Source organism: Pseudarthrobacter phenanthrenivorans, from assembly GCF_000813845.1.
In the GTDB taxonomy this organism is placed as follows: domain Bacteria; phylum Actinomycetota; class Actinomycetes; order Actinomycetales; family Micrococcaceae; genus Arthrobacter; species Arthrobacter phenanthrenivorans_B.
On the sequence record NZ_JWTB01000041.1, the window covers coordinates 1 to 20,479 of the forward strand.

Annotated in this window: 15 protein-coding genes; 5 read left to right on the plus strand and 10 right to left on the minus strand. The window is 60.2% G+C overall.

The annotated features are described in order from the left end of the window. Nucleotides 1–139: 139 nt before the first annotated feature. The 3 genes from RM50_RS18270 to RM50_RS18280 all read right to left on the minus strand — a co-directional run bounded on the left by RM50_RS18270 (nt 140) and on the right by RM50_RS18280 (nt 1,668). Nucleotides 140–619, minus strand: coding sequence for a hypothetical protein (locus RM50_RS18270; RefSeq protein WP_043455671.1), 480 nt, complete (start codon nt 617–619; stop codon nt 140–142). A 76-nt stretch (nt 620–695) separates the two neighbouring features. Next, nucleotides 696–1,223, minus strand: a complete 528-nt coding sequence (locus tag RM50_RS18275) for a cupin domain-containing protein (protein ID WP_043455674.1) — start codon at nt 1,221–1,223, stop codon at nt 696–698. A gap of 37 nt (nt 1,224–1,260) precedes the next feature. Beyond that, nucleotides 1,261–1,668: a nuclear transport factor 2 family protein gene (locus tag RM50_RS18280; protein ID WP_043455676.1), complete on the minus strand. Its 408-nt coding sequence runs from the start codon at nt 1,666–1,668 to the stop codon at nt 1,261–1,263. A gap of 505 nt (nt 1,669–2,173) precedes the next feature. Here RM50_RS18280 and RM50_RS18285 point away from each other — a divergent pair. Both RM50_RS18285 and RM50_RS18290 read left to right on the plus strand, forming a co-directional pair. After that, nucleotides 2,174–3,631, plus strand: a complete 1,458-nt coding sequence (locus RM50_RS18285) for a sugar porter family MFS transporter (protein ID WP_052260353.1) — start codon at nt 2,174–2,176, stop codon at nt 3,629–3,631. A gap of 84 nt (nt 3,632–3,715) precedes the next feature. Further along, nucleotides 3,716–4,483, plus strand: coding sequence for a glucose 1-dehydrogenase (locus RM50_RS18290; RefSeq protein ID WP_043455678.1), 768 nt, complete (start codon nt 3,716–3,718; stop codon nt 4,481–4,483). 297 nt (nt 4,484–4,780) lie between these two features. Here RM50_RS18290 and RM50_RS18295 read toward each other — a convergent pair whose 3' ends face one another. The 4 genes from RM50_RS18295 to RM50_RS18310 form a co-directional block, all read right to left on the minus strand. Further along, nucleotides 4,781–5,593, minus strand: a complete 813-nt coding sequence (locus RM50_RS18295) for an IclR family transcriptional regulator (protein WP_052260355.1) — start codon at nt 5,591–5,593, stop codon at nt 4,781–4,783. A 120-nt stretch (nt 5,594–5,713) separates the two neighbouring features. Then, nucleotides 5,714–7,180 (minus strand): aldehyde dehydrogenase, encoded by a 1,467-nt coding sequence (locus RM50_RS18300; protein ID WP_043455679.1) that lies wholly within the window; start codon nt 7,178–7,180, stop codon nt 5,714–5,716. Between the two features lie 308 nt (nt 7,181–7,488). Continuing rightward, nucleotides 7,489–10,017 (minus strand): ATP-binding cassette domain-containing protein, encoded by a 2,529-nt coding sequence (locus RM50_RS18305; protein ID WP_167562186.1) that lies wholly within the window; start codon nt 10,015–10,017, stop codon nt 7,489–7,491. A 50-nt stretch (nt 10,018–10,067) separates the two neighbouring features. Continuing rightward, nucleotides 10,068–11,126 (minus strand): ABC transporter permease, encoded by a 1,059-nt coding sequence (locus RM50_RS18310; protein ID WP_156133915.1) that lies wholly within the window; start codon nt 11,124–11,126, stop codon nt 10,068–10,070. Between the two features lie 674 nt (nt 11,127–11,800). Between RM50_RS18310 and RM50_RS18315 the strand changes: the two genes are divergently transcribed. After that, nucleotides 11,801–13,087, plus strand: a complete 1,287-nt coding sequence (locus tag RM50_RS18315) for a substrate-binding domain-containing protein (RefSeq protein ID WP_082007137.1) — start codon at nt 11,801–11,803, stop codon at nt 13,085–13,087. Nucleotides 13,088–13,280: 193 nt separating this feature from the next. Then, the gene (locus RM50_RS18320) at nt 13,281–14,567 is read left to right on the plus strand and encodes a substrate-binding domain-containing protein (protein ID WP_082007138.1); all 1,287 of its coding nucleotides are present in this window, start codon (nt 13,281–13,283) and stop codon (nt 14,565–14,567) included. 300 nt (nt 14,568–14,867) lie between these two features. On the opposite strand, the gene RM50_RS18325 is transcribed toward RM50_RS18320, so the two are convergent. Further along, a complete protein-coding gene (locus RM50_RS18325) occupies nt 14,868–16,259 on the minus strand; it encodes an MmgE/PrpD family protein (protein ID WP_043455691.1) in 1,392 nt (463 codons plus the stop codon). Nucleotides 16,260–16,999: 740 nt separating this feature from the next. Between RM50_RS18325 and RM50_RS18335 the strand changes: the two genes are divergently transcribed. Continuing rightward, nucleotides 17,000–17,677 (plus strand): aspartate/glutamate racemase family protein, encoded by a 678-nt coding sequence (locus tag RM50_RS18335; protein WP_043455695.1) that lies wholly within the window; start codon nt 17,000–17,002, stop codon nt 17,675–17,677. A 133-nt stretch (nt 17,678–17,810) separates the two neighbouring features. Here RM50_RS18335 and RM50_RS18340 read toward each other — a convergent pair whose 3' ends face one another. Together RM50_RS18340 and RM50_RS18345 are read right to left on the minus strand one after the other, a co-directional pair. Further along, complete coding sequence (locus tag RM50_RS18340; RefSeq protein ID WP_043455697.1) at nt 17,811–18,674, minus strand: class II fructose-bisphosphate aldolase; 864 nt, start codon at nt 18,672–18,674, stop codon at nt 17,811–17,813. Between the two features lie 64 nt (nt 18,675–18,738). Continuing rightward, entirely contained in the window at nt 18,739–20,241 is a 1,503-nt protein-coding gene (locus RM50_RS18345) for a four-carbon acid sugar kinase family protein (protein ID WP_043455700.1), read from the minus strand. Nucleotides 20,242–20,479: the final 238 nt, after the last annotated feature.

A 20,479-nucleotide genomic window follows, 5' to 3' on the forward strand; every position in this document is an offset into this window, starting at 1 on the left:
CTCGCCAACGAAGGACCCACCACGCGCTGAGTTCCCCCATGGAAGCCAGTCTCAGCCACGCAAGGGCTCCCCCGTTGGGAATCCACGGACCCGACATTACTTCTGGAGCCGTCTAACCCGCCCGCGGCGTTCTTATGAGTTACTCGTTTCTGAGCGGAAATGAGGTGTAGACGAAGGTCGCGGGATCGGCTTGTTCATTGCGGAGGTCGTGCATACTTCCGCGCAAGATAATGGAATCACCGGTGCGGAGGGTGGCATTGCCGTCTTCAAGTGCAATGATCAGCTCGCCTTCGAGCATCGTAATTACATGCAGTGATGCGTCGGTGTGGAGGTCTGGTCCCTCTGGCCCGCTACCATGGCCGCCCGGAACGGTTAGAATCCTGACAACGGCTCCGGCCGTGGGTGCGGCCGGCCCCAGGGTCCAGTCAGGTTGAGGGTGGTCCAGTGGTTTCGCGGGAACATCTCGCTGCTGCCACACCTCCTGCAAAATGATGCCGTTGGCAAGTTCCGTGGTGGGAATGCTCCCGTCGTCGCTGACAACGGCGGACGCTCCGCTGGAGTTGACACCAACGACTACGCGCCGGCCAAAGCGCGGAGCATGGGAATCTTTTTCGGACACTGGTTTTCCATTCTCGTATTGCGAGCCGGAATGGTGTTGGCAGCCGCGTTGCCGGCCGCCGACACCGTAGGGAGACTTATCGAGTCACGCTGACGTGAACAGCAGACACTACGCAGGGTTTGTCGGTCCGGTTGCGCCAGGCGTGTTTTGTTCCTCGCTGAACTATGGTGTCGCCCTGCCGCATGATGGTCTCGCCCGTGTCGAGCAAGACGACAGCCTCGCCGGAAATGACGGTGACGATGTCGACAGTGTCGGTGGTATGCATGCCTGGAGCATCATCGGGATCGACCGCATCCCCTGCTCCCGATTCCGCCAGGATGCGGGCATAGCCGCCCTCGTAGTCCCATTCACTGTCGGGGGCAAACGCCGTAATGACGTAGTTGTAGCCTCCCGGCGGTGGCGGGATGACGGAGGCGCCGCCGGGACCGTTTGACGCCATTACGGGCGTTGGTACCTCGGTGGCCTGCCACAGATGGTTCCGGGTATATCCGTCTGCGACGAGACGGTCCGTGGTGGGGCCATCACTTACGAATGTCGATTTACCGTCGCCAGTCAAGCCAGTAACGATCAGCCGTGACTGGTATTCACGGTGCTCTCCGGTCATAACAAGGTCCTTTCCCTTTAGTTGTCTCTAGTGTGATTCAGGCAGTGCGACGGGCAGTTTCACGTTTGAGCGCTTCGTCGACCGGTGCGTTGTCCACGTATATGCGCTGATCCACGAACTTCCCGTTCAGGATGGTGATCTTGGAGGCTGCCTTGATCTCAACCACCTCTCCATCGAGGAGCGTCCAGCGTCCAATGGACTCGAAGAAGACGACTCCTCCGTCTTCCTCCCATACATTCACGAGATCATGTCCCAGCGACGCGACCTCATTGAGCTTTGCACTGAAGGCGGCGGTGATGTCGGCCCGCCCCTTAATCTCCGGGCTGTTGCCGAACGTCAGCGTCATGTCGTCGGCATAGTACGAACTGAACTCGTCGGGAGTGTTTGCCTCCATGGCAGCGTAGTAGTCCGTCAGCATCGTTACTGTGCCGGTGCTTGCGCGCATTCTCTTCAGAACCTTTCGCTCTTGTTAGGGGCCGACTGAACTGCAAGGATGAGGCCCATATCGCGCCTCTGGCGGCTCGGCGTTCTGGCTGCAATTCTTGTTCTCAAGCAGCACTCCCGCTTTGCAGCCGTGAAGCGTTCGGACAAACCGTCGTGAGGTTTCGCCGGCTTTCTTGGGCCGCCAGCTGCGGAGGTGGAAGTCACAACAACTCCTCCTTCTCGATTGACCAAGTCTCACAATACAGGATATTCTCAAGTCTGTTCGCAAAAATTGTGTCACCAGTCACTGCTGAATGGCCAGCTGTGCACTGGTTTTGCTGTTCCCGGGCCTGCTTGTCCTGAGCATGGTGCAGGGTCGGCAACGACATGGTTACCAACACATCGCCGTGTTCGCTCCCAACGAGCATTGAACACCAAGTCAAAGGTAGTAAAAGCATGACCGACCAATGCCGATCGAATCAGCGCGGAACCCCGGTAGTCCGTTCCACGGACCACTAGGAGTAACGATGTCCAATAGCTCACACCCCACAGTGGCTTCTCCAGCGGCGACCCGTCGTGAAGATCCAAGAACCTTTTTATTCCGGCTGACCATGATCGCCAGCCTGGGTGGTCTCCTGTTTGGATTCGACACCGGCGTAATCGCAGGAGCCCTCGTGTATCTGCGCGAAGACTTCGCCCTGACGGCCGTCACCGAAGGTTTGGTCGTCACCTCATTGCTCTTCCCCGGCGCCACGGTGGGCGCACTTCTCGGCGGCCCCGTTGCTGACCGCATCGGTCGCAAGAAGTCCCTGGTACTAGCCGGTGTCATCTTCTCCGTCGCAACAGTCGCCTGTGCGTTGGCGCCAAATGTCATGGTCCTCGTTGCTGCCCGTATCGCGCTCGGCTATGCAGTTGGTGTCGCATCTGTTGTCGTTCCGCTGTACTTGGCCGAGATGGCGCCAGCATCCCAGCGGGGCCGCATCGTTACAGTGAACCAACTCATGCTTGTCATTGGCTTGTTTCTTGCATTCGTTATCAACGCGGTGCTTGCAAACCTCATCAGCGACGCCGTTGTCTGGCGCTACATGCTTGGCATCGCACTCATACCTGCCCTCGGACTCCTCCTTGGCATGCTCAGCCTTCCCGACACTCCGCGGTGGTACGCGAGCAAGCAGATGTGGGTGCAGGCGAAGCGCACGCTGGAACGGGCACATCACGCGGACAGGGTGGAGGCTGAATACGCACAGATCTCGGCCATCGTGAAAGCTGACCACCTCCAAGGCAAAGTCTCCGTCCTGGCCACTCTGCGCACTGAACCATGGATGAAGCTTCTGATCCTGATCGGCATCATCTTGGCAGTCGCTCAGCAGACCACAGGCATCAATGTCGTGATGTATTACGCACCGACGGTGCTGGAGACCTCCGGCCTCACACGGTCAGCGTCTCTGTTGGCATCCGTTACGGTCGGGGTTGCGATGATCGTCTTTACGATCGTCGGCATGTGGCTCCTCGGTCTGATGGGCCGCAGGAAAATGATGCTGCTCGGTTTCGGAGGTGTCGCGGCTTCGCATCTGGGTCTGCTCGTAACTTACCTGCTGCCCGAGTCCACGTTCCGTTCATATCTGATCCTGTTGTTCATGCTGCTGGTCACGGCGTTCATGGTGACCTTCCTGGGCACCACAGGTTTTCTCGTACTCTCGGAGCTCTTCCCTCTTCCCATCCGCGGCTTCGCCATGGGTGCGTGCCTGGGCGGGCTGTGGGTGGCAAATTCACTCATCTCATTCTTCTTTCCAATTGCCGCCGAAGAGTTTGGCTCGGTGGCCGTATTCTCAAGTTTCATGCTGCTCAACGTCTTGGCCGCAGTTTTCGCGTTCCGGTACATCCCGGAAACCAAGGGCCGGACTCTGGAAGAACTCGAGGTTGAATTGCGTGGACGCTACGCCGCAGGAGAACCCGTGGAACCTCGCCAGCTGGTATCGCGCTAGCCAACTATTCACATAGGGGAGTCCCTAATCCGGGGCCCGCCAATTGGGCGGGCCCCGTCACCATAAAGGAAAGTGAGACCTAACATGACGGAACGCAGATTTGCCGGAAAGGTTGCTCTTGTGACCGGAGCCGGAAGTGGCATCGGCCGTGCGACGGCAATAGCATTTGCGGCCGAAGGCGCCGACGTGGTGTTGGCTGACATTGATGCAGCGGGAAATGACGAGACGGCGCGCCTGGCGGGCGAGCACGGCGGCCGCGTGCTGACAGCCAAGTGCGACGTTACGTCCTCCAGGGACATTCAGGCTGTCATCGGTCAGACGATCAAGGAGTTCGGCCGACTCGATGCTGCATTTAACAATGCCGGGATCGAACAGCCGCCGGCACCTCTTGTAGACATCACTGAGGACGAGTGGTCACGGCTACTGGATGTCAACCTTCGTAGCGCGTTCCTGTGCATGAAGTACGAGATTCCCGCGATGCTCAAAACCGGCGGTGGATCCATCGTCAACACATCTTCGGGGGCAGGTGTAGTGGGAATCCGGGACCAGGCCGCGTATGTCGCCTCGAAGCACGGGATCATAGGCCTGACGAAATCCGTCGCACTGGAATACGCTGCCCAGGGGATCAGGGTAAACGCCATTTGCCCTGGAATTATCGAGACGCCAATGATGGACCGGTTCTCAGGCGGGACACCTGAAGGTCGCGAACGCGTGATCGGCCAAGAGCCTGTCGGCAGGATGGGCCGACCGGAGGAAATCGCCTCGGCGGTGCTCTGGCTGTCATCCGATCTCGGATCCTTCGCTACAGGTCATGCCATGGTTATCGACGGCGGCCAGACGGTGGGAATCTAAACGAGCGGTTCTGGTCAAATCTTCAGGGGCCTCGTCGATAAGAAACTCGAATGGGTCTGTGCGCCGCCAGCGCACAGACCCATTAGCGTTCAATCCTTCATTTCTAACGCTTGGTGCAACCCCAACCGCCGGTCGCCCGCGTGCATTCCAGTGAGTGGAGAAGCGCAAAACCGGTAACCCAAGCGGCATGCACGGGCGACGTGGCGATCTTCAGTCCGTGCGCCCTCCGGGGTGGGAGCAAGGGGAGGCCAGACTATTGCGGTTTGAGCTATCCCATAGCCGCAGCCGGGGGCAGGCCTACGACTGGCGCTGCATGTCTTGCAGGCGTTCGCTAATGGTGGTCGCCGCGTGTTTCACTGCGGCTACCGCCTGCTTGACGTCCAGGTCGCGGCGCTCATTTTCGTCCCACGCAACACCGACGCTGCCGACTGCTGTTTTCTGGTCTGTAAGGATGGGCGCAGCTACACCATAAACGCCCGGGTTAAATTCTCCCAGAGTCAGCAGGTACCCGTCCTTCTTGATCTCGCCCAGCCTTTTGCGGAAGTCGCTCCACGTGCTGCCGAGCTTGGCGCTCTCAATTTCGTCGCGATGCCGCGGATAGAGGGCTTTAAGGCGATGGTGGGGAAGATGGGCAAGAATCACCTTAGAGCCGGCTCCTTGGAACATCGGGCGCCGCTGGCCCCGGCTGAACCGGTTCTCCGGGCTTTTCGGCGCTCGGCTCTCCCCGATGCATAGGACAGAGTCACGAAAGGCGGTGAGGAGCAGAGCTGAGTGCCCGATTTTTTCTACCAGATCATCGAGAACGCCGTGGCTGGCCAAGAGCAGAGGGTCAGTTTGGCGGATCTGTAGGTCCATCTCGATGATCCGCGGACCGAGCGTGTAATAGCCGTTGCGAACGGTCGTCAGAAGTCCTGCGTCGTGCAGGGTCTTGATGTAGCGGTAGCCGGTGGATCGTGAGGTTTGAAGAGCCTCGATCAAATCGGCCGTCGACCAAACCGGCCCTGCCTCCGTGAAGAGTTCCAGAATCTGCAGCATCCTCGCCAGGCTACCGGCGTTATCCGAAGTTTCTGTCGTTTCACCTACCAAAGTAGGCAAACCGCGCTCAGTCATGCGTGCATCCTTATCGTGGTCAGAACGGCAAGGTCGATCAGGACCTGGACTTTAAAATCCCATATTACAGGATTTCTTGTATTATTTGCTGAATCGGCTTGACCAGGGGCAATCGCCGTTTCACACCGGTTGCGACCTGAAGCCCTCTGGGAGTCCGATCGACTTTACTTCAAGGTAGGCATCGAAGCCTTCCGGGCCACTCTCACGGCCAATGCCACTGTCTTTAAACCCGCCAACGGGGGCGAAGGAACCGACCGGACTACCGTTGATTTCCACTGTTCCGGTCCGTATTTTCCGTGCAAGGAAAAGTCCGCGCTCAATGTCGTTAGTGAAAACCGAGCCGTTGAGCCCATATGGGGAGTTATTCGCGATGTCGATGGCCTCCGCCTCGTCACGGTAGGTGATGATTGCGAGCACAGGCCCAAAGATCTCCTCTTGTGCAATGCGAGCTCCAGGTTCAACTCCTGCGAAGATTGTGGGCTCCACGTACCACCCGCGGTCTAGACCCGAAGGCCGGCCGCCACCCAGAAGGACTTCCCCGCCTTCCTTCCTGCCGATCTCAATGTAATCCTCGACAATTCCCCTTTGTCGGGCGGAAACCATGGGGCCGAATTGGGTTGCGGGATCATGTGGGTCTCCTACCGGCATCGATCCCACCATTGTGACCAGCCGATCGATGAGCTCTTGCTGGCGTCGCTCGGAAACCACGACCCGTGTTTTGAGACTACAGATTTGGCCATTGTTGCGGAAGGACCCCATCCGGAGGCGGTCGGTGACTGTATCGAAGTCAGCGTCATCCAGGATTACCGCGGCCGATTTCCCCCCGAGTTCCAAGGTGACACGACGCAGGTCCTGTCCGGTTAGGGAGGCAATTCTGCGTCCTGCTGAGGTGGAACCGGTGAACGCCACCTTGTCCACTCCCTTGTGGGATACGAGGTATTCGCTCGTTTCGCGGTCGGCGGGGAGGACGCTGAACACACCGGCCGGAAGCCCGGCAGCGTCCAGCGTTTCGGCAAGCCAGTAAGCGGTGAGCGGTGTTTCCGGTGCGGGCTTGAGGATGAAGGAACAGCCGGTCAGTAAGGCGGGGGCAAGTTTCTGCATGGCGCTTGCCAGCGGGGTATTCCAGGGTATGACAGCGGCCACAACACCGATGGGTTCATGAACGACTAGAGCTGTACCGGTTGGGGATTGGCGGACAGCCTGAAAGGGGTAGTTCTTGGCGATCTCGATATAGGAGTTGAGGATCGCAAGGGCTGCAGGTATTTGAATGTTGCGCGACTGGGTGATGGGGCAGCCCATCTCGTCGGTAGTAAGGTCTGCCAGGATTTCAGACTGTTCCTGCATGGCAGCAGCAAGGCGTTGCAGGACGTCGATGCGATCCTCCAAGGGCAACTGCGGCCAGGGTCCGCGCTCAAAGGCACCCCGTGCTGCAGACACGGCCCTGTCAACATCTTCCCGGGACGCGGCCGGCACCGTTGCTATCACCTGTTCGGTGCTTGGCGATACTACATCGATGTGCCCGTTACCGGGCGGCTCCACCCATTCCCCACCGATGAAGATGCGCTCGTACTTCCCCTGCCAGACCATGTCGAATTCCTATTTCCTAGTTCTGTATCTTGTTTACGCAGTAGCTTCACTGGAGAGCCTGTTTGATAGTCAACGCTTTGGCGGTCCACGCGGTGATAGGGGCTAAAGAGGGGCCGCACTGACTGTACTAGCCAGAGCGGCCCCTCGGTTTCGCTGCTTGTGCTCACACCGCTTTGGATCGGCTCCGGGGCCATGGGGAGACGTTGCCTAAATTGGCGGACCGCTGAGATAGGTTCTGGCAGTGTGGTGGAAAAGCGGCGGCCGCCCTGTTTCCGGCATCACCCTCACCGCTGAAAGCTCGTGGCGGGTCATTTGCGGGTACGGATCCGTTGCGCCACCGTGTAACCGGAAACGGCGACAAGCAGGATCACGCCGTAGATGACCTGTTCGGTTGCGTTGGGGATGTTGAGCAAGGGAGTTACATTGTCCAGAAGCGAGAGAAACACTGCGCCCAGAACGGCGCCGACGAATGACCCCCTGCCTCCTGTCATGACAGCACCGCCCAGGAAGACTGCCGCGAACGCGGGAAGTGAGTACGTGGCGCCCACAGCGTTGGACCCGATCCCCGTCTGCGATGCTAGAAGGACGCCGGCGACAACCGCGCCAAATGCCGCCACCAAAAGGCCGACGGCACGAATGGCGCCAACTCCGCGACCAATGCGGCGGCTCGCTTCGGGGTTGAAGCCAGCGCCTCGCACTGCCAGTCCCATACGGCTCTTATGCAGCCACAGTTCCAGGGCGATAGTGAGCACTACCAGGACAATGAACGGGGCGGGAACGAACGCGACCCCAAGGCTGACTGCCGTGCCAAGATCAGGCGCGATAACACCTGCTGGGGTAGGCCGCAAGATAATGGCTATGCCTTGGACGATGCCGGTCGTGGCGATGGTGGCAACGACCGCGTTGATCTTCAGCCAACCGATCAGAATCGCGTTGAATCCGCCAATGGCGGCAGCGGTCAAGAGGAGTAATGGAACCGTGGCGAGGAGTGAGCCAGGGCTCAGATCCGGCAGCGTCATCGAAACAAGGACAACTGTGAGACTCATCGTTGACCCGATGGAGAGGTCAAAACCTCTTGAAAGCATGGTGAACTGTTGCCCCAGAGCCACGAAAGCCAACGGCAGACTTAGGATCAGCATGTTCGCCAGGTTCGGCCACGTCCAGAAGATATCCGACTTGCTGCCGGCGTATCCGGCCACAATTGCCATCAGTATCACCAAGACAAAGATGGGGAAATGCGAGGAGGCGCGGGTCATCAGCCGGGAGACAAACCCGGCGTCCCTGGGCACTTGGTCCGCATGGCTTTCATCCACACCTGCCGCGCTGACAAAGCTGCGTACGATCTCGGTCTCGGTCGTTGGCCCGGTGATTTCCTGTACTACCGTTCCGCGTGACATCACGTAGACCCTGTCACACAGTCCCGCCAGTTCAGCAGAGTCTGAGGAGTTCACAAGAACAGCCATGCCCTCATCAGCCGCTCCCGAGAGCACCCGATAGATGTCCATGCGGGCACGGGCGTCGACTCCCTGTGTGGGCTCATCAACGATCAGGACTTTGGGGCGGCGTAGGGCAGGCCGTGCAAGAACCGCTTTCTGCTGATTACCTCCCGAAAGACCACTGATGGGCTGGTAGGGCGACGCGGCCACGATACCGAGTTGCTTTGACACCTTGCCGAAGGCTTCTCGAAGACGACCGGGAAGGGCAAGACCGAACGGGCCGCTCTCAGGACCCAGCTGGGCTGTTGCATTTTCCATTACCGACAGGTCGCCGTAGACGGATTCAACAGCACGATCGCCACTCTGGAAACTGATGCCGGCATCCAGGGCTGCCGCGGGGCCGCCCCTTCCGACGCTCTTGCCATCAACCAGGACCTCACCTGAGCTGCGCTTCTCACCGATCAGACCGCGCAGTAGAGCACGCTGTCCGTTTCCTTCAGCACCGGCGACACCCACGATTTCGCCTGGGCGGACGCTAATCGATACAGGACCGTAGCCCTGTCCGCCCAAATCCCGGACTTCCAATCTGTTGCTGTCGGTGTGGTGCTTCGTCCGTGTGGGAAACTCGAGGTCCGTGGGCGCACCGACCATAAGTTCGACGATGTCGTCAACTTTCCAGTCCCGACCGCTGTAGGTTCCCTGCATGACGCCGTCCCGCAGGACGGTAAGCCGGTCGGCGAGCCGACGGACCTCCTCCAGTCGATGGCTGACATAAACAATTGCAACTCCCTCGTCCCTGGACTGCCTGATGAGCCCCTCGAGATGAGCCGCGTACTGCATGTCGAGGGCTGCAGTGGGCTCGTCAAGCATAAGCACACGTGGTTCGTGGCTCATGGCCCTGGCGACTTCAAGGAGCTGCCGCGCACCCGGACCTAGAGCTCCCACCAAGTCCGTCGGTTTAAAGGGCAAGTCATAGCGGGCTAGCAGCCTGTCCAGATCGGCCGGACGGCGCTCTCCGACCGCATTGAAGGAGAGAGCGATATTATCCGCGACGGTGAGTTCCTCAACCAGGGAGGTGTCCTGGTACGCGGTGACGAGACCGAGCTTCCGGGCACGTCGAACAGATCCGCCTGCCAAAGCCTGTCCGCCGATAGTGACTTCACCGGTGTCGTATGTGATCACGCCGGAGGCAATTTTGATCAGCGTGGACTTTCCGGAGCCGTTCTCGCCCACAAGAGCGTGTACTTCACCGGGACGGCAGTCGAAATCCACGTCAGAAAGTGCCTTCACGCCAGGGTACGACTTGGACACTCCGCGAAGGACAACAGCGGGCTCATTTGAGTCCGGTTCAGTCGAACGCGAACTGACCTGTGCTGTACCTACGTCCACAATCTTTTCCACTAGATGTTCTCCTTGAGTCCTACGCGAGGGTGGCGGGGTCAGCTGGTTCGTCATTTCACCGGCCTTCCCAATTGCAGGGCCGCGATTCGGCGGATTCCAGCGATGCCGTATTGGCTAATGGTGATTGCAGCTACCGCGACTACAAGGGCAAAGCCTTGGATCACAATTCGCGCGCCGGTTGAAAAACCTGCGACCACCAGCGCCTGATCCAGCAACTGCAAAAAGACGCAGGATACGAGGAGACTGGCGACACTGGTAGGACCGCCGCTGAAGGCGAGCCCGGCTATAGCTGCTGCCGTTACAGTCGCCAACTGGTACGGCGCACCGATGGAGATGTCCGGAGTTCCGATAAAGCCCGCGAGGAAGACGCCGGCGATGCCGTAAAGCAGCCCGACAGCGGCAAAGGTGCTCATTTGAACCAAGGTCACCCGAACTCCCAAGGCGGTGGCAGCCCGCGGATTGGACCCCACCTGCGCGACCCGCCGGCCGGCACGGGTATAGGAGAGTACCGCCGCCACGATGAGTCCCACGATGAGTGCGACCAGGAAGCATGTGTTGATGTTCAAGAATGACCATTGGCTGACTTGCTGCAGTTGTTCCGGAGCTTCGCCTGTGAGCGAGAAGGACACCCCGGTCCACAACAGCATGCCTCCGGTAACGATGCCGTATGTCGCTAAAGTCACGATGATTGAGTTGAGGCGAAGAACGCAGATAAAGAAGCCATTGACGACGCTCACGACCAGCGACACCACAAGCGCTGCAGGAATCACCAGCCAAAGGTTAGCCCCAGGGACGCCATAGTGGACGACGAATCCGGCAGAAGCGGCCAGTACCGCTGACACGGATAGGTCGATCGCGCCCAACATGACGACGAGCATCTGCCCCATTGCAGCCAAAGCGAGAATGCCCGCCAGGGCGCTGACTACTTTTACGGAGTTGCCGCCCAGGCTGGCCGGCGCAACGACCAGCGCGAAGACCAACAACACCAGTAGCGCACCCCAGCTGGCAAGATATCGTGCAGGGAACCGGTATTTCAGGTCCGTCAGCCGGTTCTGGACCGCGGGCTGGGGCATATTGCTTGGGCCGTTTCCGGTCACACCTGTAGTCATCGCGGATTCCTCCACATAGTCATCAGCACTTCTTTGAACCTCCGAGTCAGAAGCAGCGTTGCTTCGCTGAAGTATCGGCCGAAACAGCCGAACGATTGAGTTTCCTTGGAACTGGCTGCAGCACTTGCACCGAGTAAAGGTTGAGAGTTGAACGCAGGGCCAGCGACAAGGAAGACAACGGGCCGACGGTTTCCCGGCCTCTGCCTGTTGTCTTGTCTACCCACACATCTCCTGCTCCTTTACAGGTTCGATGTCATCCCCCCGTACAGTCCATGGGTTCCGGTGGCGTGCCTGATGCCTGCTATGGCGTGGCAACCCCTAATTGAAGGTATCCCACATTACGGGATAAGGTCAATAAAAAATCGTGAGCCAGCACACAATGGAACTCAAGCAGCATCCGACGCTCAACCTGTTGACGAATCCCGCATTGTGAGACATACTACATTTCAATCTGGGCCGGCGCTCCTGATCGGGCACCGCCAGAGGATATTCACTCGCGGTCGTGCCCACGAGGTGAGGGAACAACCTGAACAACTTCAAGCGCCGCATTTCCAGGATCCTCCTGGCCTTGTTCCGCTGAAACGTCGACTTACCGAAGGCGCCAAAGCGACTCCGGCATTCATAGCAAAGAAGCCCTGAACGCCAACCCAGATCCCGTTAAGGAGTTATATCTAATGCGAACGGACTCTCCAGGCCGACCGCGGCCTTTCAAGACCCGCCCGGCCCTAAAACTGATGACAGCGTGTCTGCTCACAGGCCTGCTGGCTGCCTGCTCCACGACGACAAGCTCGCCGGGTGGCGCGAATGCCACAGCGTCTGCTTCGGGCGAGGACATCACGGCAAAGGACGTCGATCAAGCTGCCCTCGCCGCCACGATCAAGAAGACATTCTTGACCGACATCCCCGTTTCCAATCTGGATCCGGTGGTGGCGGACACGATGGCAGCGGCCTCCAAGCCGATGACAGCGGAACAGAATCAGTTGTTCAAGACCTGCCTGCAGCAGAGCTCCTGCGACACTGGCCACGGTTCATTGACCGTGGCCTTGGCGATGCAGAGTAGCAACGCGTGGGGCAACATCTTCCGCGGTGAAGCCACGGCTCAGGCATTGGCCTACCCTCAGGTCAAGAAGATCATCTACAACAACGGCAACGGTGACGTCGCGGCGGTACTGGCTAACCTGCGGAGCGTGATCGCACAGAAGGTCGACATTATCGTCACGGACCCCGTCTTCGGCGGTGCGATCGCGTCTGCGCTGCAGCAGGCCAAGCAGGCTGGCATCACGGTTGTGACCGTGAATACGCCGCTACCGGACGACGCGGCACCCCTGGTCTCCGCGCAGGTTCCGCTGGCGCTTTGCGACCTGTACACGGAAGGTGCCCAGGCCCTGGTTAAGGCGGCAGGAAGCAACAAGTCCTACGCCCTGTACACCGGCATTCCGGGCAACAGCAACGCAGCAGCGTGGCAACCATGCGCAAAGAAGGTCCTCGACGGGGCCGGCTGGACGATGACCACGGAGGGCTTCACGCAGTGGACGGCCCAAGGCGCAGCACAGGCAGCGAATGCGCTCCTGGCCTCCGGTAAGCAACCCGACGCAGTCATCTACGACTACACCACCGACGATTTCCTCAAGCCCTACATTGATGAGCGGAAGACTCCGCCAGCTTTCTTGAGTGACGTCATGAATTACTCCTGGCTCACCGAACTCCAGCAAGCCAAGCAGGCCGGGATCAGTGCGACGTCCTGGCTGGCCAGCAGCCACGTCTGGTTCGGCCGGTTTGGCGTCACCGCCGGGATCAAGATCAAGGAAGGCAAACAGGTTCCCACTCAGGTCCCTGTACACGTCCCTGTTGTGTCGTCTGACTCGGTCCTTGATACGAACACCCCTGATATCCCCTCAAGCGTCCCGGTTTCCAGCCTGCTCACACCGGAGCAAATGAACCTCGCACTGGCAGCCTCATAACCACTCCACACTGACTCGCCGGGTCTCGACCACCGGGACCCGGCGAGTTTGTGTGCCGTCGCAAGTGAGAACACTTCTCCAGCCCTTTCCGGCCAAAGACCTACTGCAGCAGGCGCGACACCTGCACGAGTTAAAGGCGGCCTTTGGCCCTCCAGCCCTATCTCCCATTCCCCTAACTAAGGAGCAATGCTCGATGAACTCAGAATCACCTGGCCGGATACGGCCTCGCAAGAACCACTTGGTCCCGAAAGTTTTGGCAGCACTGGCAGTGTCGGCGCTGCTGGCAGCCTGCTCGACTACCACGGCCTCAACCAGCGGATCGAAGGGTACGGCGTCCCCGTCTGGTGACGACATCACCGCGCAGAGCGTTGATCAGAATGCCCTGGCCGCCACGATCAAGAAGACTTTTCTCAAGGACATCACAGTGTCCGATCTGGACCCCGTAGTTGCAGATACGATGGCCGCCGCATCCAAGCCGATGACGGCGGAGCAGAACCAGTTGTTCAAGACCTGTCTGCAGCAGAGCTCCTGCGATACGGGTCATGGATCCCTGACGGTTGCCATCGCTCTGGAGAACAGCAACTCCTTTGCCAGCACCATGCGGGGCGAAGCTACCGCACAGGCCCTCGCCTATCCTCAGGTCAAGAAGATCGTCTACAACAACGCCAACGGTGACGTCGCAGCAGTTCTGGCGAACCTGCGAAGCCTCGTCGCACAGAAGGTTGACATCATCGTGACGGATCCGGTCTTCGGAGGCGCTGTCGCGTCCGCGCTTCAGCAGGCCAAGCAGGCTGGCGTCACAGTTGTAACCTACAACACACCGCTGCCGGAGACAGCGGCATCATCCGTTTCCGCCCAGGTCCCTCTTGCACTTTGCGACCTCTATACGGAGGGCGCGCAGACTCTGGTCAAGGAGCTGGGGAACAACAAATCCTATGCTCTGTATACGGGCATCCCCGGTAACAGCAACGCCGCGGCTTGGCAGCCGTGCGCCAAGAAGGTCCTCGACGGCGCCGGCTGGACCCAGGCCACAGAGGGCTTCACCCAATGGACGGCCCAAGGGGCGGCACAGGCAGCGAATGCCCTCCTGGCCTCCGGGCAGGAGCCGGCAGCTATTATTTACGATGATACGACCGACGACTTCGCAAAACCGTTCATCGATGAGCACAAGACCCCGCCGGCATTCCTGAGCGATGTGATGACACACTCTTGGCTCTCACTTGTGCAGCAGGCGAAGCAGGCAGGCGTCTCCACAACCTCCTGGATGGCAAGTAGCCACGTCTGGTTCCCCCGCTTTGGTGTCACCGCCGGAATCAAGATCAAGGAGGGACAGCAGGTGCCAGCTCAGGTCCCCGTACATGTCCCGGTAGTCACCACTGATTCCGTCCTTGACACCAACAGCCCGGACATCCCGTCCAGGATTCCGGTTTCCAGCCTGCTCACCCCCGAGCAGATGAACCTGGCACTGGCAGCTCCGTAAATCTGTGCCTGATGCGGCTGCGGATCCCGACCCAAGGGAGCGCAGCCGCATCGCATGGAACGCATCCCCGCCTACGAAAGTCAGCCAGGGTAGGGCGGCGCGGTTTTGAAGGTGAAGCGGTGCCTTCTAAGAGGCGATTCTTCCCAAGGGCCTGAGCCTGGTTTAACCGAGCTCAGGCCCTTCCCTGTGCGCCTAAGTGCGCCAAGTGCTGACCAGGGCCCACTAACTCCTTGGGGGCAGACCTATACAACTCCTGCCGTCATGCCTGTGCACATTCCTGCGGGCCTGCCCGCCGGGAAATCACTCCCGCGGGGCCAAAAGACGTACAAGTTCTACGGCGTCAGTGGCTGATTCGAGGTGACGGGCCAAATGTTCTGCGCCTGCCAACTGGTCCACTTTCAGCGGCCTAACGCTGGCAGATGCGCAGTCGCGGAATTTCTGCCCAATCGCGTCCCAAGTCAGAGGGGCCTCGGAATTCCCGGGGACGCCAGTCCCTGTCTTCTCGAATGTGCGACCGTCAACCATCTCCAGTTCAATGCGCCCTGCGGGCAGTTCGAGCTTCCAGTCGAGGTCCGCATCACTTACGGGAACTATCTTTTGCGCCACAGCTAACACATGGCGGTCTCTCAGAGCTTCGTTCGTGAAATGCGATACCTTCACATCCCGGTGCACGGCTGCGACGGCCACAAGGAAGGGAAGACTGAACTTAGCGTCCACTAGCGTTGCCGGCGCGCGCCGTTCCTGCAAAGGCCGGCACATAAGATCGTGGTAGTCGCCCACATAAAGCCGGATCTGTCTGACCTCGTCCAGGTGAAGCGCGTTCTCGTTCAACAACTGGATTATGGCGTGGATATGACTGTGAGCAGTTCCCACTGTCGGCCAGAGCTTATACAGGGTTCCGGCGCCCTCGAATTCCGTCCCGAGGCCTGTGAGAATAGCGTCCCTGTCATAGTCCGTGAAGTAGGTCCTAAAAAAGCCAAATTCCCCTTCCAAAACGGTAGGGACACCGGTCACTCCTCGCCCGGCGAGCAGCGTCGCTAGAACGGCGCCCTTCGCGGAAAAGCCAGCATACATTCCCCTCACGTCCCCGCCTGTTCCGGCGACAAGCTCCATCACCCCGGAGGATTGCATGGTGGCAATGCCGAAGGCGTTGACCATCTGTTCTTCTGACAAGCCGAGCAGGCGGCCGGCGGCCGCCGTCGCCGCAAATACTCCCATCACCGAGGAGAGGTTCCAGTCCTTCTTCCACGTGACATTGCACCTTAGACGGGCGAAAATGTCTTGCCCAGTCGCTACCGCCGCGATCATGTCCTGGCCCGTCACGCCGCCCATGCGTTCGGCAACGGCAAACGCCGCGGGGACGATGGAACTGGAGGCGTGCTGCCCCCAAGGGGTTTGATCGTCAAAGTCCAGACAATGCGCCATGGCGCCGTTCGCCAGCGCCGCCATCATCGCGGGAACTTTGCCGCCAAAGGCGAGGATGGAAGACTCAGGTCGGCCCGCACCTTCCCTAACGAGATCAATAAGGCCGTGAACGGCGGGCTCGGTTCCACTGGCCGCCAAAATCACTCCGAACGTGTCCAAAATACTCTTTTTGGCGGCCTCGACAGCAGCTGGTGGAGTCCCCGTGTATGTTGCTCTGGCGACAAAGTGGGCCAGATGTTGAACAAGGTCCTCGGCATGTGCAGGCAAAATGCAGTCCTATCGTCGGTATACAGTCAATACTCACAGAGGGGATCGCTCAGGGCAGCGAGGAGGGGAAACGCAAGCCCGTCCTCTTTCGGGTTGAGCAAGTCACATCAAGCTGCAGGCCTCCGTCGACAACCGCACGGACCCCTGACTGATATAGGGCTAAAGCGACACCCACCGTGACGTCTACTGAATGCGGCCCCTGGGGGGACAGCAGGAAGACACTGCACGGCTCGCCAGTGAGCAAAATCTTGACCGATACCGGACGAAGGCCGGCATTCACAGCCGCAGCCCCCGCAGCGTCGGGCTTGTCCTCGAGCACGACATCGATGCGTTCCCCCGCGAATGTTTGAAGCTGGAGCATTGTCGTCTTGGGTCCGTACGACGCCGAAGTAACGACCGCCGACCCCGCAAAATTGTTGGAGGCATCGTGATTCCGCATGTCCTTTTCATCTCCTCTTGCCTGAGGGCGCGCGAATCTACCGGCTGGGCTCATATGTATCGACAAGCACCCGGCGTAGGCCGCAAACAGGAGAAGCCCGGGGTGACGACAGGGCCCGCACAACCCTAACTAAGATGCAACGAGCGCCAGTTCTAATCCTTGACATTATCTCATATTGCGGGATATTGTCTATCCCAAGTGCACTATTCAGGGGACCTCCTGTACCCCTTGGGATACGGGCAACAACACATTTAGGTTTGCCGTTTGGTCAGACCCCAGCACCAGAAAAGGAAGTAAGAGCGTGTCGAAGAAGATCGCGATTCTGCACACAAGCTTCGTGTTTGTCTCCGTTGAGCCTGTAATCAACGACCTCATCGCCGAACTGATTCCCGATGCGGAAGTCATGCACTTCGTGGACTCCGATGTTCTGGCTACGGTTCAGCGAGAGCAGGGGATCTCGGCCAACAGTGAAGCCCGAATGACCCATTTGGCACAAGCGGCCGAAGCAGCCGGAGCCGACATCATTTTCTCGGCATGTTCTTCTCTCGGGCCCGCATTGGATGTAGCGGCGCGGAATGTGCACACGCCGGTAGTGAAGATTGACGAGGCTATGGCGATCCAGGCCGCAAGCGAAGGCAAGCGCGTCGGCGTCTTGGCAACGGTGCCGACCACCCTCGGCCCGACCTCGGATCTGATTCAGTCAAAAGCAGATGAAATGGGCCGCGGCATCACCATCGAACAGCGGTTGTGCGAAGGAGCATTCTCCGTACTCATGTCGGGAGACCGCGAAAAGCATGACGCCATGATTATCGATCAGGCAGTTGACCTTGCTGAAAACGTTGACATGATCGTCCTTGCTCAGGCTTCCATGAACCGGCTTGGGGCAGTACTTCAGGAGAAGACCGGCAAGACGGTTCTAACCAGTCCCCGCATCGGCGTTGACTATCTAGCACGCCGCGTTGCAGAACTTGCCGCCTGAAAGATTGGTTTCACAGCCCATCATCAGGTAATCCGAAGAATGGCGTGGGCCTGAGGACCAAACAGTCCTCAGGCCCACGCTCTTTTGCATGTTAGGCGAGTCGGGAAAGCCTCCAGGAAGCCAATAAACTCGCCTACCGTGCCAACGTGGCCAGGGTGGTGGCGGCGAAGCCTTTCGCGGACTGGTTCCACTTTGCCAGCAGGCCCTGCAGGTTCTCCCCGTCCGCGCGGTAGACGGGAAGCTGGTCCTGGAGGGCGGCCAGGACCCCGGTCCGCAGTTCAGTGTTGAAGTTAACTTTGCCGACGTTCATGGCGGCGGCCTTTACCAGTTCTTCGGCGGGGATGCCGGAGGCGCCGTGCAGCACCAGCGGGATGTGAATCCGTGCGGCAATGTCCTGCAGCACGTCCCAGCGCAGCTTCGGCTCGCCTTTGTACTTGCCGTGGACGTTGCCCACGGCCACGGCCAGCAGCTGGGCGCCGGTGCGGGACAAGAAGTCTTCCACCTGCGCTGAGTCGGTCAGCCCTGTTACATCGGCACCGGACTGGCCTGCCGGCTGGTCGGCGGAGAAGGCGCGATCCTCATCTCCTGCCAGGCCGCCCAGTTCCGCTTCGAGGACCACGTCGGCGCCCAGAAGCGCGCGGGCGCCCCGGACCAGCGCGATGTTGTCCTCGTAGGGAAGGGACGAACCGTCGGCGAGGACGGAATCCGCCCCTGCCTTGACGGCGTCGGCCATGACAGCGAGGTCGGAAGCGTGGTCGAGCTGCACCGCGACGGGCACGGCAGCGGCATCCGCCAGGCCGCGGAGCGCCGCGATGAGCCGCAGGCCGTTCGCGGTGGCGGCGGTCTTGGGGGCCACCAGCAGGATCACTCCCCTGCCGGATTCCTCCGCGGCGCCCACGACTGCCAGCGCGGTGGTGAAGTCGTAGCAGGTGAAGGCCGGCACTGCGGATCCCTGCTGAAGGGCGGCGGAGACCAAATGGTCCAGTCGGGTATGCATCAGGCGCCCACACCTCTCCCGGAGATTATGTATAAATCGCGGCAGGCTGTGGAAGTTGCATTGGTCATGGTGTCCGTTCTCCTTCCTTGAAGGCCGAGCTGAGTTTGCGGGTGACCTGGGCCAGGGAGTCGTCGTCGCCCACGTTGCCGGCGAACACGATGTACGGGATGCCCTTGGCGGGTCCGTCCACCGGTTCCCAGAGGCTGACGATGCCTGGCAGCATGGGGCCGCGGACAATGGCGTGGCGGATTTCCAGGCCGTGTGCAGCCACGTCGGAGGAGGTGATGCCGCCTTTGGCGATGACGAACCGCGGCGGGAAGGTCTTCAGGGTCCGGTTGACCACGTCCACGACGGCGGCGGACACTGTCCTGGCGATCCGCAGGCTTTCGGCGGGGTCCTCGGTCTTGATCAGCAGGCGGCTGGTGTGGACGATGACGTCGCCGGCGTGGAGGGCCTCGACGACGGCTTCCACGGTCTGGTCCAAATGCGCCTTGGCTTCCCCTTCGTTGGCGAGGAGCTTTTCGACGTCGATCTCGATGATGCGCGCGGAGCTGTGTTCCGCGGTGAGGACGTTGAGCTGGCGCGTGGTGAGGCCAACGTGCGATCCCACCACGATGAGCCCGCCAGCCTCTGATGGGGTGTTGCCCTCGTAGGCCTCTTCGCCGGTCAATGCGGCGCGGACTTCCTGGCCGATGCGGCCGCGGACGAATGGTGGACCGACGCGGTACAGGAGCTTCTTGCCGCGGCGTTCGGCTTCTTCCAGGCCCAGGGCCAGGGCACGGAGGTCGTTCTCGGTGACGATGTCCGCCACGATCGGGGTGGAGTCCGTGGCCGGCTCGATGGCATCGGCGATGGCCTTGGCGGAAATGGCAGGGTCCTGCGCGGCAGCACCGGCACGGATGATGTTCAGGTCCAGCACGATCACGGAGTCCGCGGGGAACCTGCCCTGGGACTTCTCTGCGATGTAGTCGGCCATGACGGAGGTGCTGAAGCCGAAGGATGCGTCCTTGGCGAACTCGGTTTCGGCGACGGGAACCAGGGTGCCCTTGGCGCCCCCAGCCCCGCGCATGTAGTGGACTCCTCCGATGGTGTGCCGTCCGGCGTCCGGGAACGCCGGAACCAGCACAACGCCGTCGGTCTTTTCGCCGCTGACCTCGGCGACCGTGGCCGCGATGACGTCGGGTTCCAGGGGGTAGTGGCCGCGGAGGGTGGAGTCGCTGCGGCTGACGAAGCCCAGGCGGACGGACGCATCGGCTGCAGCGGCCAGCGCGTTGCGGACCACTTCCTCATTACGTGCTGCCGCTTCGGCAGGATCGAGGCTGCGGGTGTTGGTGAGCACGTACACGGCGGGCTTTCCCTGCCCAATAGCCCAGGCGAAGTCCGCCACTTCCCAGCGGGTAAGCACGGGCAGGTCTGCCACGGACTGCGTGCCGGTGGGATCGTCGTCCAGCACTACCAGGACGCGGGGAACCTCCGCGTTGGAAGCGGCCAGGGCGCCGGCGACGGATTCCGCAGAGATCTGGAACTCTGGCGGGAAGGGGGCTAGAAGGTCGGCTTCTAGTGTCACGATGCACTCCATTGTGTGAGGTTTTCAGGTCGGAATCGGATTTTGTGGCGGGGCTGCCCAGGGGACTCAGCGAAAGTCCCCGCTTTCGGCAGCTGTGGATGATCCACGGACGACAACGGGCAACACGGACTGTCCGTGTTGCCCGTTGGGTGTGCGGGTTTTAGAAGGTGTGGAGGACGAAGCGGAGGAATTCGGTGGGTTCGATTGCTTCGATGGGGGTGGGTCCTTCGTTGGCGAG